This window comes from Candidatus Methylopumilus rimovensis (genome assembly GCF_006364615.1).
Taxonomy (GTDB): Bacteria; Pseudomonadota; Gammaproteobacteria; order Burkholderiales; family Methylophilaceae; genus Methylopumilus; species Methylopumilus rimovensis.
The window spans coordinates 1,217,296-1,232,192 of record NZ_CP040986.1; the positions used below are offsets into that span (position 1 = coordinate 1,217,296).

The 14,897-nt window shown below is 35.8% G+C and carries 13 protein-coding genes; 8 read left to right on the top strand and 5 right to left on the bottom strand.

Annotated elements, in window-relative coordinates; translation table 11 throughout:
• The first annotated feature begins 66 nt into the window (after window positions 1-66).
• Complete coding sequence (locus FIT61_RS06380; RefSeq protein ID WP_187351797.1) at window positions 67-1,956, top strand: TonB-dependent receptor domain-containing protein; 1,890 nt, start codon at window positions 67-69, stop codon at window positions 1,954-1,956.
• 14 nt (window positions 1,957-1,970) lie between these two features.
• Entirely contained in the window at window positions 1,971-2,555 is a 585-nt protein-coding gene (locus FIT61_RS06385; RefSeq protein WP_139883840.1) for a hypothetical protein, read from the top strand.
• 7 nt (window positions 2,556-2,562) lie between these two features.
• Here FIT61_RS06385 and FIT61_RS06390 read toward each other — a convergent pair whose 3' ends face one another.
• Window positions 2,563-3,222, bottom strand: a complete 660-nt coding sequence (locus FIT61_RS06390; RefSeq protein WP_139873943.1) for a pyridoxamine 5'-phosphate oxidase family protein — start codon at window positions 3,220-3,222, stop codon at window positions 2,563-2,565.
• A 122-nt stretch (window positions 3,223-3,344) separates the two neighbouring features.
• Between FIT61_RS06390 and FIT61_RS06395 the strand changes: the two genes are divergently transcribed.
• The gene (locus FIT61_RS06395) at window positions 3,345-3,734 is read left to right on the top strand and encodes an MAPEG family protein (protein ID WP_139883842.1); all 390 of its coding nucleotides are present in this window, start codon (window positions 3,345-3,347) and stop codon (window positions 3,732-3,734) included.
• A 62-nt stretch (window positions 3,735-3,796) separates the two neighbouring features.
• On the opposite strand, the gene FIT61_RS06400 is transcribed toward FIT61_RS06395, so the two are convergent.
• Both FIT61_RS06400 and FIT61_RS06405 read right to left on the bottom strand, forming a co-directional pair.
• Window positions 3,797-4,435 (bottom strand): aquaporin, encoded by a 639-nt coding sequence (locus FIT61_RS06400; RefSeq protein ID WP_139883844.1) that lies wholly within the window; start codon window positions 4,433-4,435, stop codon window positions 3,797-3,799.
• Entirely contained in the window at window positions 4,425-4,913 is a 489-nt protein-coding gene (locus FIT61_RS06405; protein ID WP_139873946.1) for an arsenate reductase ArsC, read from the bottom strand. Before FIT61_RS06405 ends, FIT61_RS06400 begins: the two co-directional genes overlap by 11 nt.
• Window positions 4,914-5,278: 365 nt before the next feature.
• Between FIT61_RS06405 and FIT61_RS06410 the strand changes: the two genes are divergently transcribed.
• The 3 genes from FIT61_RS06410 to FIT61_RS06420 are packed head-to-tail and all read left to right on the top strand — an operon-like array spanning window position 5,279 to window position 9,968.
• The gene (locus FIT61_RS06410) at window positions 5,279-6,868 is read left to right on the top strand and encodes an ATP-binding cassette domain-containing protein (RefSeq protein WP_244925190.1); all 1,590 of its coding nucleotides are present in this window, start codon (window positions 5,279-5,281) and stop codon (window positions 6,866-6,868) included.
• 14 nt (window positions 6,869-6,882) lie between these two features.
• Window positions 6,883-8,199: an HlyD family secretion protein gene (locus FIT61_RS06415; protein WP_139873948.1), complete on the top strand. Its 1,317-nt coding sequence runs from the start codon at window positions 6,883-6,885 to the stop codon at window positions 8,197-8,199.
• Window positions 8,196-9,968 carry a TolC family protein gene (locus FIT61_RS06420; protein WP_244925191.1) on the top strand — a complete coding sequence of 591 codons (1,773 nt, stop codon included), beginning with the start codon at window positions 8,196-8,198 and terminating at the stop codon, window positions 9,966-9,968. Before FIT61_RS06415 ends, FIT61_RS06420 begins: the two co-directional genes overlap by 4 nt.
• Before the next feature lie 84 nt (window positions 9,969-10,052).
• Here FIT61_RS06420 and FIT61_RS06425 read toward each other — a convergent pair whose 3' ends face one another.
• A complete protein-coding gene (locus FIT61_RS06425) occupies window positions 10,053-10,892 on the bottom strand; it encodes a DUF6671 family protein (RefSeq protein ID WP_139873949.1) in 840 nt (279 codons plus the stop codon).
• 2 nt (window positions 10,893-10,894) lie between these two features.
• Window positions 10,895-11,863, bottom strand: coding sequence for a sodium-dependent bicarbonate transport family permease (locus FIT61_RS06430; RefSeq protein WP_139873950.1), 969 nt, complete (start codon window positions 11,861-11,863; stop codon window positions 10,895-10,897).
• A gap of 100 nt (window positions 11,864-11,963) precedes the next feature.
• On the opposite strand from FIT61_RS06430, the gene FIT61_RS06435 reads away from it, so the two are divergent.
• Window positions 11,964-12,869 carry a LysR family transcriptional regulator gene (locus FIT61_RS06435; protein WP_139873951.1) on the top strand — a complete coding sequence of 302 codons (906 nt, stop codon included), beginning with the start codon at window positions 11,964-11,966 and terminating at the stop codon, window positions 12,867-12,869.
• 319 nt (window positions 12,870-13,188) lie between these two features.
• Window positions 13,189-14,886: an alginate export family protein gene (locus FIT61_RS06440; protein ID WP_139873952.1), complete on the top strand. Its 1,698-nt coding sequence runs from the start codon at window positions 13,189-13,191 to the stop codon at window positions 14,884-14,886.
• The last annotated feature ends 11 nt before the right edge of the window (window positions 14,887-14,897 follow it).

Below are 14,897 nucleotides of genomic sequence, written 5' to 3' on the forward strand. Positions count from 1 at the left end.
TATTCCTAAAAGTGTTTCTGCTTAATTAATCTCATGCGGGGTTGCATGATTATTCAGGGAAATACTATGAAAAAGATTACGCTATTGTCAGCGTGCTTGAGTCAAATTTTTATAACTCATGCCATCGCAGATACCACGCTTAAAACCTCAGATGTTTTTGTAACAGCTACTCGAACTCCTGTCCACAAAAAAAATGTCATTGCCGATATAACTACAATCTCTGAAGAGGAAATTAAACTTGCTGGACCTTCATTACTTTCTGAGCTTCTTCAAAGACAGCCCGGAATAGAAATATCAAATAATGGAGGGCAAGGAAAAGTTTCTACGCTATTTCTAAGAGGTTCTAGCTCAACACACTCGGTAATTTTATTAGATGGTATTAGAATTGATTCGGTCACTTCAGGCCTGACTGCTATTGAAAACATTCCCTTATCGCAAATTGAAAAAATTGAAATCGTTAGAGGACCAGCATCAAGCTTATATGGTCAGGATGCTATTGGCGGTGTCATTCAAATCTTTACAAAAAAAGGTTTAAATGGTTTTAAACCTTATTTTTCTTATGGTTACGGCAAATACAATACTTCAATAGCACAGGGAGGTATAAGAGGAGGTGACGACATTACCTCTTATGCTATTAACCTATCTAGTCAAAGCTCCACAGGATTTTCTGCTTTCGAGCCCAACACAAATCCGGCAGCAACAGCGAATATCTATAATTTGGATAAGGATGGCTACAGAAATAAAAGTGTTTCTGCCTCTCTAAGTCATAAAATTAATGAAAACCACAATTTAAGCTTTCAATACTTTTTAAGCCAAGGTAGAAATAAATATGACAATCGCTATGCACATTGGGCTCCAAATATTGATTGGAAAAATACTCAGGATCAAGAAAGCTTCAGCGGCACGTTTAATAGTCAGCTTACTAGTTATTGGAAATCTAGTTTTAGAGTAGGTCAAGGAATTGATGAGTATGTCGAAAAACAAAGGTTTATTTCTGGCGCTACAAGAGAGGCTGACAACGTTTATCGAACAATACAAAATCAAATCACTTGGCAAAATGATTTAATTCTTCCTATAGGGTCGCTCATTTTATTGTACGATAAACTTGATCAAAAAATTAACGTCACAGATACAAGTTACTCAAAAAAAGATCGCCAAAACGATGCATATATGATCGGTTATAATCTGAGCCAAGCGAGCCATAATTTTCAAGCTAACATTAGGAAAGACTTTAATAGCGCCTATCGAGATGCCACGACAGGAAATTTAGGCTATTCATATGCAATTGATTCTAATTGGTCAATAGCATCTTCAATTGGAACCGCCTTTAGATCGCCAACATTTAATTATCTATATGCAGGAAGTTCCGCTAATCCTGATTTACAACCAGAAAAATCTAAAAATATTGAAGGAAATCTTAAATATCAATTTGAATCAAATGTTTTTTCTCTCGTTGCTTTTAAAAATAAAATAACAGATTTTATAATTTCAGATATTACAACTGGCTGGAAGCCATATAATATCAATACTGCTGAAATATATGGTGCGACAATATCAGGCAGTCAATTTATTAATCATTTTCTAGTCAAAAGTAGTTTCACGGTTCAATCCCCAATGAACGAAAGTGCTAATAAATATTTACCAAGAAGAAGCAATTTTTTTGGTACAGTGGGTATAAATTATTATGTTCAAAGTTGGAATTTAGGTTTTGAAGCTATCGGATCGGGAAATAGATATAATGACGCTGAGAATCTTTATAATATACCTGGCTATATAAGAACAAATTTATTTGCTGAATATCAAATTAATAAAGATCTAAAAATGAATGCGCGAATAGATAACTTTTTAGATAAAAATTACACTTTCGCTTATGAGGGAAATCCAAATAATGATGGTTTTCGATATCAAACACCGAGTCAAAGTTTTTTTATCTCTTTACGATATGAACCACAATAAATTTAAGGAAAATTATGACTTTTAAATTGCCTAGGCCTGACTCAAAAGAGTTTTTTCTAACTTTAGCCATATCATTTTTGATGGTAATAACACGAGGAAATCATGTAACAACTTTTTATGCCTTGCCTGACGCAAGCCTTGCTCTTTTTCTAATTGGCGGCATATACCTAAATAGCATTAGGTTTTTTATTGCTCTCTTTTTATTAGCATTATTTATAGATTTTGGTGCATCAGCTTTGGATCCAAAACTAGCGTTTTGTCTAACAAAAGGTTACTGGGGTCTAATCCCTGCCTATGCTAGCCTTTGGATATGCGGATATTTTTTAAATAAACAAAAATATTTACAGAAATTATCAATTTTTATTCCTTATGTATCAGTTGCAGTAGTTGTGGCTTTTTTAATTTCTACACAAACCTATTATCTTTTTTCTGAAAGATTTGGAAGTCCATCTCTAGCAGAGAGCTTATTACATGGCTGGGAATATTTGCCCCAATATTTCTTATCATCATTTATTTATATAGGTTTGTTTTGGTTAACTCAAAACATCATTATAAAAAATAAAATTTTTAGTAATTTAAAAAAATTTAAACCTCTGTAAAAATATATTAAGCAGTCGGATCCCCAGCTTTAATTTTCTCTATCCATTCGCCGATTTCAATCACGCCTAATTTTTTAGCTTTTTCAGAATCCTTTTTACTCAAAACATCCTGAACGATATCGGTTTGTTTCCATCCAGCTAAAGGTGTCTCGCATTTATCTCGAGGTACGTAGCGAGATGCATCTTCTTTGTGATATCGATGAATATATCGTGGGCAATTTTGCCAAAGATCTGTAAGTTTCACTCTGACTATTAAATCTGCTTCTTTATATTCATTTAATAGTGGGTCATTTTGATTAATGGAGGCTAATCCATGAACACGAATGCGATGAGGCCTATCGAAGGCAATAAATAGCATACCAATCTTATTATTCTCAGTAATATTTCCCATCGACATATACATGCCGTTTCCATCGTAACTTGGAAAAACCAGAGTTGTGTTATCAATGATTTTTACAAAACCGGGATCACCGCCTTTGTAGGAAACAGTGGGTCTTCCCGTATGATCTATAGTTGACAAGAAAAACATATCTCGTGTTTCGATGAAGCCTTTTGTGTCTTCATCAAACTCTTGTTTAACCGTAATCTCCTCAATACGATCAGCTAGCTTTCTTGTATCAAAGCTATCTTGAAGTTTTCTGTGTTGATTACCATAAATGCTAGCCATAACCATCTCCTTAATTTAGATATGCTCATTTAGTTCTATTAAAATACGCTCATCAAGAAATTATTCAAGAATATATTTAACAAAAAAGTTATAAAATGTACTTAATAATTTAGGAGATTAATATGATTTCTTTATTTAATGCTTCAGCAATTACATTACTTTCAACCTTACTAGTTTGGTATACATCCTTTAATGTAGGCCGTGCTCGTCACAAATATAAAATTCAAGCTCCGGCTGTTACAGGAAATAAAGTATTTGAACGTATCTACCGCGTTCAAATGAATACCCTAGAAGGTTTTGTCATTTTTATTCCATCATTATGGTTGTATGCCATTTACATGAGTGATAAAGGCGCTGGTATAGCTGGTTTGTTATGGATTGTAGGTCGCATTTGGTATGCAGAGTCTTACGAGAAAGATGCTAAAAAAAGAGGTCCTGGTTTCTTAATTTCTATGCTAACTACCATGGGTTTATGGCTAGGCGCAATCTATGGCATGGTGCTTTGTTACTAAGAGGAAAGTCTTTTTAGCCTAAAAATCTTTGGTTATTTCCTGAAACAGTTGTTTATATAAAATTATTTTTTAATAATTTTTAGTATAAGCATGAGCGCAATGACTTGAGGAATAACAAATCCTAAAATATTTTGTGGGGCAATCCCTACAAATGTGTCTGTTAAACTTCGAGCAAAAGTCACAGCAGGATTACAAAAAAAAGTAGATGAAGTAAACCAATAGCCTGCAGTCACTGTTAGGGCTACAATCATCGCAATTTGTTTCTTGGCATATTTCAAGCCTAAATAAATCACTGTGAGTAGGATTAGTGTGGCCATCAGTTCACTGACCCAAATACCTAATCCAGTTCTTATCTTTGTTGATGCCTGAATAATAGGAAGATTAAACATCAAATGTGTCATCCAAACACCTGAAATTGCGCCTGTAATTTGTGAAGCAATATAGGGTAATAAATCGTTTTGTTTTAATTGTTTTTGTCTATAAGCCATCACACTGACTAATGGATTAAAGTGTGCCCCTGAGATTGGACCTAAAATCATTATTAATACATAAAGACCAGCACCTGTAGCAATGCTATTGCCAAGAAGTGTCACAGCATCATTGCCAGCAGCGAGTCCTTGTCCCATAAAACCTGATCCTGTGATGACAGATAATAATCCTGCGGTGCCGAAGAATTCTGTTAGATATTTTTTATTTAGCATGAATGTCTTGAATAGCCTTCTTTAAAGATGCTGCATCTAGTTGATCAATAGGTAATTGAACCAGTGCTTCAATATTCTTTTTTAATCCTAATAATGTTTTTTGAAATGCTTCACGTTTAATCGCATCAGTTCCTTCAATGCTTGCAGGATCAGGAAATCCCCAATGTGCTGTTGATGGATTACCGAGCCAAATGGGACAAGTTTCATTTGCTGCGTTATCACACACCGTAATAATGAAATCCATTTTTGGCGAATTGGGCAAGCTATATTCATCCCAATTCTTAGATCGTAGTTTATCTTTTGGGTATCCCATTTCTATTGCCAAATCGAAAGCAAAAGGATTAACTCGACCTACTGGATGAGAGCCTGCTGAATAACCAATAAATTTGCCGCTACTCAAAGTGGTCGCAAGTGCTTCAGCCAAAATACTGCGGGCAGAATTGCCGGTGCAGAGAAATAATATATTGTAGTGTTTCATATCAAAATTATAAAGGATGATATGTGAAGAAAATGTGACATTTCTTCCTAAGCTTCAATGCCCTTTTAAATGAAATTTTAGAAGCCACTTTCTTAGACTAGCCAGTATGTCGCTGATTAACCAATAACTGCAGGAATAAGATAAAAAGGGCTATTTTTGCTATAATTTGCCTTGAACCACGATTTAATCGTGAGATTTTATCTGGCCTAAAGCCCTAAAACAAAAGTTTTTAGTATTTCTGACTTTATCTATACATCTAATGCTATAAAAAACGATGAAGTTTGGTATAACTATTAATCATAAAACCAGTTTAACCATAAGATAAAAATACAATGCCATTAAGCCCGATATCAAGATTGTTTAGCTTGCTAAAACTTGAGAAGCACGACTTAAAAATATTGCCTATGCTTATTTTTGGTTATGGCTTAATTAGCATAGCAACACCGGTTTCTGTTCAAGCCATGGTGAATATTGTGTCCATGGGCTCTATGCTTCAGCCGCTTTATATCATAAGCATTATCCTTTTTTCACTGTTACTGCTATCAGGCGTGCTTTATGTATTCGAGTCTTTCATCGTAGAACTTATTCAACGCAGAGTATTTGTTCGTACGGCTATACAAACCGCTCAAAATACTAAAGAAGTGGAAATAGGCCTTTATGATACGAAGGATCCTGCAGAACTCATTAATCGCTTCCTTGATGTCAGCACTGTCCAAAAATCTATTGCGGTTTTATTAACCAGTGGATTAACTTCGCTCTTACAAATAGTAATTGGTAGCTTTGTTTTAATTTTTTATAGTGCATTTTTTTCAGTATTCATTTTTGTCATCATTGGTTTTTTGATTTTCATTCTTCGCTCAATCGGACAACATGGAAGTAAAACTGCTATTAAGGAATCAAAAGCTAAATTTGAAATGGTTGATTGGCTAGAGAGTATCGCAAAAAATATATATGCCTTTAAGTTCTATGAAGGTGAAAAACGGGTAGCAAAGCAAACCCATGAATACGTTCAACATTTCATTGAAAATCGGTCCAAGCATTTTAATATCCTGATATGGCAAAATATAACTGCTACATTAATTTACGCTATCGCTGGTACAGGACTTCTAGCATTAGGTGGGAGCTTAGTAATCAAAGGACAGATTAATTTAGGTCAGTTTGTTGCTTCAGAACTGATTATTTTTGGCGTACTCAACGGTATGGTCCGCTTAGTCAATTTACTAGAATACTTTTACGACTTGATGGCGGCTTTAGATAAAATTGGCGTTTTAGAAGACATGCCTCAAGAAATCAACGGCGAACATAGCGTCGATGTATTGGACATCACCTCGATTAAAGTAGCATCTATCGACTTTGCTTTTACCAGCCATATACAGCCACTAAAAAATATCAGCTTTGAATTAAAAAAGGGTGAAAGTCTAGCTATTTTAGGTGATTCTGGATCGGGCAAATCTACCTTATTAAGTCTCATTACCAAACTTCGCACACCAAATGCGGGGCATATTACTATCAACCAGTTAGATCTCAGGCACCTTAATAATAATGCCTTAAGAAACAGGATGGGTTTTGCTAAAAATATTGAAATTGCAAATGGCTCGATACTAGAAAATATCTGCCTAGGCCGTGATATTCCGCTAACAAAAGTTAATTCCTTAATTAGTGAACTCGGTTTAGCGGAGAGTTTCAATTGTTTTCCGGCAGGTTTAGATACCCCAATCAACGTATCGGGCTCACCTCTTTCAAGTAGGCAATTACAACTTCTAATGATTGCCCGAGCCATCATTGCAAGTCCTGACATCATGATCATAGATGACATGCTTGATAGCTTTAACGAGGTTGAATTAGACACCATGATGACGATGTTTGAAAAACATAAAAATGAATGGATCTTAATTATCAGCACTCGATTCGCGCATATTGCAAAACGTTTTGATAAGACATTAAATCTTAATTGAGTTGAACTTCAATAATGTTTAAAAATAAAAAACACATATTCGAACCCACAATTAAACTTGGTAATACGCCAGATCAAGTAAATCGTTTTTTTAAGATTTTAATTTGGGCATTTTTTATCATTCCCTTTATTTTTTTATTTCTTCCGTGGCAGCAAAATATTTCCACCAGAGGAAAAGTTACTGCGTTTGCTCCTTTTGAACGAGCACAAACCATTGACGCCCCTATTCAAGGCTTGATCGCTCAATGGCATGTGCAAGAGGCATCGCTGGTAAAGACTGGTGATTTGCTGCTAGAAATGCGAGATATCGATCCAAATTTTAAAAAACGTATCGAATCTCAGCGAGATAATTTATCCAACAGACTGCAAGCAAAAAAAGAAGAATTAAATTCATATGAAATGCAACAAAAAAATATGAAAACAGCCCGCGATGCAAAAATTGCTTCCGCTAAATTTAAACTTGACGTGGCTGAGCAAAAAATTCGTGCAGCGTCCGAATCTATGATTTCAGCTCAAGCCACTCTTGATACTGCCGAATTTCAAGTCAAACGATTGCAACGCTTACTTGAAGATGGTTTAGTTTCAAAGCGCGACGAAGAAGTTGCTGAACGCGATTACGAGGTTGCAAAACGAAGTTTTGGAAGCGCCCAGGCACAGCATCAATCAGCACTGGCAGAATCTAAGTCAGCAAAGGCCGAAATTCGACAAGTCCAATCCGACACGCAAGCCGAACTAGAATCTACTTCGGCAGTCATTAAAAAAATCTATGGTGAGTTAATGGATTCGGAAAATAGCCTGACTAGTTCTGAGATATCTGTTTCACGGCAGGATACACAAAAAATACTAGCACCACGGGATGGCGTAGTTTTTAGATTACCTTTCAACTCATCCTCACAAATTGTATCTCAAGGCGAAGCATTGCTGGTGATTCAACCTAACACGAATGCTCCAGCTGTTGAATTCATGGTCGATGGCCGTGATGCCCCGCTGATAAAAAAAGAAAGTAAGGTAAGGCTGGAGTTTGAAGGTTGGCCTGCCATACAAGTTCCAGGCTGGGCAAACGTTGGTGTAGGAACCTTTGGTGGCAAGGTAGGATTTGTCGATCCGGTTGATAATGGTACTGGTAACTTTAGGGTCATGGTCATTCCAGATCCTACTGAACAACCTTGGCCGCAATCAAATTTCTTAAGGCAAGGTATTAGTGCAAAAGGTTGGATCCTGCTTGAGAAAGTCAGTATAGGTTACGAGTTATGGCGAATTTTTAATGGCTTCCCACCCAGAATACCCGCTGACTCTGTGCAGTCCAAAAGCACAAAACAAAACAAAAAATGATCCAGCGATCCACGCATAAACAAGTGGCTAGAAGGCAATCAAAGCCTTTACTGGGTATCACCTATCTGACATCTATGCTTTGTTTTTCTCTAGCATTTGCTGAAATTGTAGATCAATCTAAAGGCAATATCTCTCTTGAACCTAGCAAATCTTTTAAGCCTGAAGATTACTCTGCCGGCCCGCCTAGCGACTTAAAAAAATCCTTGAATGACTATCAAGAGAAAAAAGAAAACCAAACTAAAAAAATTAGAATTGATTTAAAACAAGCTATAGAAGAAGCAGATAAAGCGTCGGTGATAGATTCAGCTTTTGATAAAACTCAAGCTAACTCCTTTAGTATTACTGATATTCGTGCAAAGGCGCTCAAAAATAATTTAAGCATAGAAGTAGCGAAAATAGATCCTGCGATTGCTGGTGCTGCACTTAGGCAAGAACAAGCTAAGTTTGACAATATTATTTTCGCCTATGCGCAGCAATCTAACAGAGATACCCCAAGAATTTCATCGGATAACATTGGCATAAAATCTAACAACGCTCTTAATGGCGAAGGTAAACTCTCCATATTGGAACAAAACATCCGAACTACTGATATTGCTGCGGGTGTAAAAGTGCCATTACGAACTGGTGGTACGGTTACCTTAAGCTCACCTATTGAAAGCAAAAGAGATAAAGGCGTATTTGGTAGTGAGGAATATCGAAGTGCAATGCGTTTTTCGATTAGTCAGCCATTACTTAGAAATGCTGGCAAAACTGTCAATGAAGCTAGCATTAGAGTCTCAGAATTTAATCAACAAGCGATACAGTATAAAACTAAACTACTAGCCATACGTATTATCGCAATGACTGATAAATCGTATTGGAGTCTTTATGAGGCATGGGCACAGCTAGATGTAAGAAGGCAACAATATCGACTAGCCATTCAAAATCTAAACATGGTTAAACGCAGAGTAACTGAAGGTCTGACTGCTGCGATTGAACTTAATCGCGCAGAGATTGGTGTGGCAGACAGAATGGAAGCCTTAATCATTGCTGAAACAAATCTCAAGCTAGCTCAACGGCAATTACGTTTTTATATGAATGACATGGACACCGAAGATCGTCAACCGAACATCATCAATACTATTACTGAGCCTAATTTAGTTCGTTATGAGTTTGATCGAGAGAAGTTACTCAACGAAGCGCTTAGCGCAAGGTTAGAGTTACTAGAACTTGAGGTTAAATTGGCAGCGGATGCTATTAATATTCAATATTTAGAAAATCAAACCCTGCCTTTGTTTACCTTGGACTATCAATACGGCGCATTATCACCAAGTGCTAATAATTTCGGCAATGTTTATCAAAACACATTAAATGGGCAATTTAATGATTGGTCTGTAGGATTAAAGTTTGAAATGCCATTCACTAATGAAGCCAATAAAGGGCGCCTAGAAGAGGCTGTTCAACAAAGAAATAAAAGACTTGCCACTAAACAGCTTCAAACCCTTACCGTAAAAAAAGAGATTTATGATGCACTGGATCAAGTTGAAAATAACTGGCAACGCATATTAGCTGCAAGACAACAGGTTGTGATTGCTGGCCTAAACTACGATGCTGAATTAAAACAATTTAATGAAGGCTTAAGAACCATGACAGAAGTATTGGAAACGCTTACGAGACTTGGTGAAGCGCAAATTAAAGAGGTACGAGCAGTGAGTGATTATCAGGCTTCATTTGTAGATACCGCATATGCTACTGGCACTGTCTTAGGTTACAGCAAGTTAGATTTTTAGTTTCGTTAATACATTGCTTTTTTTATACGCGGATAGCAATAAGCTTTCAATCAGAGCGATAGTTGAATCACTATCTATACATCTTTAAGGATTACAAAAATCACATTTAGCTGGATCTGCTTTTTTCTTTTTTACAAATTCACTTTTTTCATAATCACAACTAATACAGGTGAATATTCTTTCCATTGTTTCTCTAGTTTCCATATCACATAGCTCACATGGAAGGCCTGCTTTAATCTTGGTAATTTGAAATCCTGGTGTATGGCAATTGGGGCATAAACTCTTTAGTTTCTGAATTAGGTCAGTTGTGGCTTTTGCAATATTTTTCATTCTTGTAGGATTTGCAAAAGCACGTAAGTCATGCTCTACATAAACTTTTTTTGTTTTAGAAAGCTTTATAGCTTGATTAAATGCTTCCTCCAATACTATTCTATTTGATATACCTTTCTGCAACACAGGATGATTCTCGTCATCTGGCCTTAGAACTAAATGATGTGTTGGAAATTTATTTAATCTTGAAAATTTTGCGAGTTCTTTCCAGTTTCTAATTTTTGATTGGCTGCTCATTGCAGCTGCTTTAGAAGATCCAATCACTTCAATGCCCAGATTATTATCAATGAAAATCACAATTTCATGATTCCAAGGAAGTAGCCCAATAAAAGGGTCGCTAGTAAATGATCCTTCACTTGCTACTCCATACTTTAAACCTGTAATTTCCATACCAATCATAGCCTTTCGTCTTGCGGCATCTAATTGATTTCCATATCTTGCTTTATCTCTTGTAAACGTACCAAGTTCGTCAGTATCAAATGCATCCGTATGAATAATTTCAGCATTCAGCATCTTTAAGAATTTTGGAGCAATGACATTTTCTTTTTTATGCTTAGTTAATAAGCTTATCTTTATATTTTCGTAAGGATGCACGACTATTTAATAATACTTTGTGCGATGAATGTATATAAAGGGATACCAAAAATAATATTTAACGGAAATGTTATGCCCAATGACATTCCCATATAGAGTGCTGGACTGACTTCTGGAAATGCTTCTTTGAGGACTGCTGGCACAGCGATATAGGAGGCGCTCGCCGCTAAAACCATAAGTAATATTGCATTACCTAACTCAAGGCCCAGTAGTTTTGCTATTAAGAGGGCAATGAGGGCATGAACAATCGGCGCAATAAATGCATAAACATAAATTATGATTGGTTTGTTTTTTAATTGTGAAATATTTCTTGCGGCAATTAAGCCCATATCAAGTAAGAAAAATGATAAAAGCCCTTTAAATAAATCAATAGAAAAAGGTGCCAAAACTTTGTGAGCAACATCACCACTTAAAATGCCAATCGCCATTGATCCGATAAGCAATAATTGACCGCCATCGGTAAATGATTCATGCAAAATTTTAGATATCTTTATGCTTGATGAATTTGTTGAAATTTGCTGCTCTTTTGCACGAATTCTATTGGCCATGATAATCGCAAAGATAATAGCAGGTGATTCCATAAGAGCCATAGCTGTTGCCATATGACCGCCATAATGAATGCTAGATTGATCTAAACTTTGACTTGCTGTAATAAAAGTTACTGCACTTATCGAACCATAAGTTGCGGCTACGGCCGCGGCATCTAAAGGTTTTAATTTTTGACTTAACATATAGTATCCCATTACTGGAACTAAAATAGCTAAGAAGATAGCTGCTACTAAGCTTAAGAATACTTCTGAATTGACTCCAGATTCATAGAGAGCAAATCCCCCTTTTAAGCCCAAAGCCATTAATAAATAAAGTGATAAAAATCTTGATATAGCAGGTGGTATTTCTAAATTAGATCTTGCAAAGCCTGCAAGAAGACCAAAGATAAAAAACAAAACGGCTGGATCTAAAAAGATATTCATATCAATTTTTAATAACTTTATAAAATTAAATAGAATTATATAGAATAATAAATATATTTTATAATTCTATATTTAAATATTTATCTATAGAATTTCATCTATGAATATTACTTTTAAGCAAATGCGGTTATTCTTGGCTTTGTCAGACACGCTGAGTGTGACAAAGGCATCCCAAAAAATGGGTATCACGCAACCTACTGCATCGATGCAATTAAAAGAAATTGCAGAAACTATTGGCTTCCCTCTCTTTGAAGTGATAAATAAAAAGGTGCATCTCACAGAAATGGGGGAAAAATTAGCATTGACTGTAAGAGCAATGCTTAACGAATGGCAATCTTTTGAGCAATCTATAGAAGAATTAAAAGGATTACATGGCGGCTCCCTTAAAGTTGCAGTTGTGAGCACGGCTAAATATTTTATTCCAAAATTGTTAGGGTCATTTTATGCGCTCTACCCTCAGATTGATATAGCTTTAGAAGTGCTTAATCGTGATGGCGTCATAAAAAGATTACATGATAATAAAGATGACCTTTATATTATGACGAAACCGCCCAAAGAAATTGATATTCAAGAAGAGATGTTTATGTCTAATCCATTAGTGATCATTGCCCACAAATCTCATCCTTTAAGTGAAAAAAATAATATTTCTTTAGATACACTTAAAGATGAGCGATTTATATTAAGAGAAAATGGCTCTGGGACTAGACTTTTCACTGAGCAACACTTTAAGAAAAAAAAATTTAAACCTAAAGTTTTGTTAGAGCTGGGAAATAATGAAGCAATAAAAAAATGTGTCGAAAGTCGTCTTGGTTTAGCTGTTATTTCTCGTCATGCAATTGAAGATTATAACTTGCAGAAAAATTTAAGCATACTTCAGGTTAAGGATTTCCCGATAGCCTCTAATTGGTTTATTGTCAATTTGAATGGTAAAAGATTTTCACCAATAGCCCTAGCATTTCATAATCATTTAATTAATGAAGCTAAAAAGCTTTCTCTGTCTAATTAAAATCTAGAGATTTTATTCATTTAAAATCATTTTTCATGACGTTTGAGTAACGCAGACTGTAAAATCAGAAATAGTCTGAAATGCCAAATTTAAGTTTAATAATTCAATTTTTCATATAACGTTATGAAAATTAAATAGTTCACATCCTCATTTCAAATTTATATAGTGCTCCTCAATTAATTAACTATTGAGAAATTCATACGAAAAGTAAGTTTTGCAAAGAAATCATCTCAAACAAAATTTACTATCAGTTATGGGATTTTAAAAAATAGTTGCTAATACTATTAAATACTAAGAAGATGGGGCAGAGATAATAAACATGAATTTTACTAAATTAAAAAATAAAACCTTAACCAGTCACCTCATAGTTGCTGGGCTTATTTTAAATTTTGGCATCTCGTATAGTTATGCCGAAGACTTACCCGTGAATAAAGAAACGGAAGTGGTTTCAGAAGAGAAAAAAATTAAAGCACGTCTAGCAGAAATTGCAGCAGAGACGCGTGCTGCAGATAGAGAAAAAAATGGCTACTACGTTGAGAGAAAAAGTTACGGGACAGGTAAGGAAACGGAACCACCAAGATATGTAAAACAGGCCAATAAAACATGGCTAAAAGATTTTGATAGTTTTCTCGATACCAATTGGCTGGACTTAGGTTTAGAGCAACGCTTTCGCTATGAATATCGAGAGAACGACTTTAGACGGGGTACGATATCAGGAAGTAGACAAATCGATGATAAACGCGGAAGTCAAACTTTAGATGAGCCGTTACTTTTAAGAACGCGCGCATATATAGGCATTAAAAATATTTTAGATCCATTTAGATTTGCATTAGAAATTCAAGATTCTCGAACAAATCTTGGAGGGTATGTTAATGAAATTGAAACGCGAGACACAAACGATTTACATATTTTACAAGGTTATCTAGAGCTCAATTTCAAAGAAACCTTTTTAGGTAAAGATCCATTAGGTAACGATAGACCCATTTGGATAAGAGCTGGTCGTCATGCCTGGGAGGCGGGTGATCGCCGTTTGATTGCCCGAAATGAGTGGCGAAATACAACCAATAATTTTTATGGGTTGAGAGCCAATATTGGGGATAAAAAAAATGATTGGCAACTTGAGCTCCATGCAGTCAATCCAGTCCAAAGATTTAGTAATGCTGATGATAAAACAGATAAATCCCAAGAATTTTATGGGGCTATTTTAAATTACCGTGGTTGGTCGGACATAGTGACTTTCGAGCCAAGTTATTTCTTGTTAAAACAAGATGGGGATAAAGTCCGATTCAATGCTAATGGAGTAGCGCAAACTGCTGCTAATAAAATAGATAAAGAGGTTCACACTGCTCTGCTTCGCGCTTATGGTGTCATCCCAGCAACCCAATTTGACTTCGATGGTGCATATAACAAACAGTGGGGAAAGGTGCAACGTGAAGTTACTAGAAATAATTTAATCGAGGTCGATCATGACGCCCATGCATACAATATAGAAATAGGATACAACGTTAAACATCCTTGGAAGCCCCGTGTTAGCTCTTTTTATGGCGTAGCCACTGGTGATCAAAGACTTGAGAATAACGATAGAACCCCCATGGAGCGCTTTGAAAGGCTTTTTGGTTTTGCGCGTCCATGGTCAAACGACGATTATATTCAGATGGAAAATATTCGTACCAATAAAGTCCGTCTTGAATTTGATCCCAAAATTAGTTTTTTAGACAACGTAAAGGTCGATACTGGATTTAGTTGGTACCGTCTAGATAGTGCTACCGATCGTTGGAATGCTGGAGGAGATGTAAGAGATGGTTCAGGAAGAAGTGGTACAGATTTAGGTAAAGAGTACGATTTACGTGTGCGCTTCCCTATTAACCAATACACTTCTCTTAACCTAGGATATGCCTATTTTTGGGGAGGGGACTTCGTAGCCTCGCCAAGTACATTCAGGGCAGTCCAAGGGGGGGCAAATCGCAGTTCTGAATCACAATTTTTCTATGCAGAATTAACATTATTAGGTTTTTAATCATTATTTGT

Coding starts and splice junctions, on each gene's coding strand:
- FIT61_RS06390 (WP_139873943.1), bottom strand. CDS start 3,222: ATGGCTAGCATTTATGGTAATCAACACAGAAAACTTCAAGATAGCTTT.
- FIT61_RS06440 (WP_139873952.1), top strand. CDS start 13,189: ATGAATTTTACTAAATTAAAAAATAAAACCTTAACCAGTCACCTCATA.
- FIT61_RS06420 (WP_244925191.1), top strand. CDS start 8,196: ATGATCCAGCGATCCACGCATAAACAAGTGGCTAGAAGGCAATCAAAG.
- FIT61_RS06395 (WP_139883842.1), top strand. CDS start 3,345: ATGATTTCTTTATTTAATGCTTCAGCAATTACATTACTTTCAACCTTA.
- FIT61_RS06405 (WP_139873946.1), bottom strand. CDS start 4,913: ATGAAACACTACAATATATTATTTCTCTGCACCGGCAATTCTGCCCGC.
- FIT61_RS06385 (WP_139883840.1), top strand. CDS start 1,971: ATGACTTTTAAATTGCCTAGGCCTGACTCAAAAGAGTTTTTTCTAACT.
- FIT61_RS06435 (WP_139873951.1), top strand. CDS start 11,964: ATGAATATTACTTTTAAGCAAATGCGGTTATTCTTGGCTTTGTCAGAC.
- FIT61_RS06400 (WP_139883844.1), bottom strand. CDS start 4,435: ATGCTAAATAAAAAATATCTAACAGAATTCTTCGGCACCGCAGGATTA.
- FIT61_RS06430 (WP_139873950.1), bottom strand. CDS start 11,863: ATGAATATCTTTTTAGATCCAGCCGTTTTGTTTTTTATCTTTGGTCTT.
- FIT61_RS06415 (WP_139873948.1), top strand. CDS start 6,883: ATGTTTAAAAATAAAAAACACATATTCGAACCCACAATTAAACTTGGT.
- FIT61_RS06380 (WP_187351797.1), top strand. CDS start 67: ATGAAAAAGATTACGCTATTGTCAGCGTGCTTGAGTCAAATTTTTATA.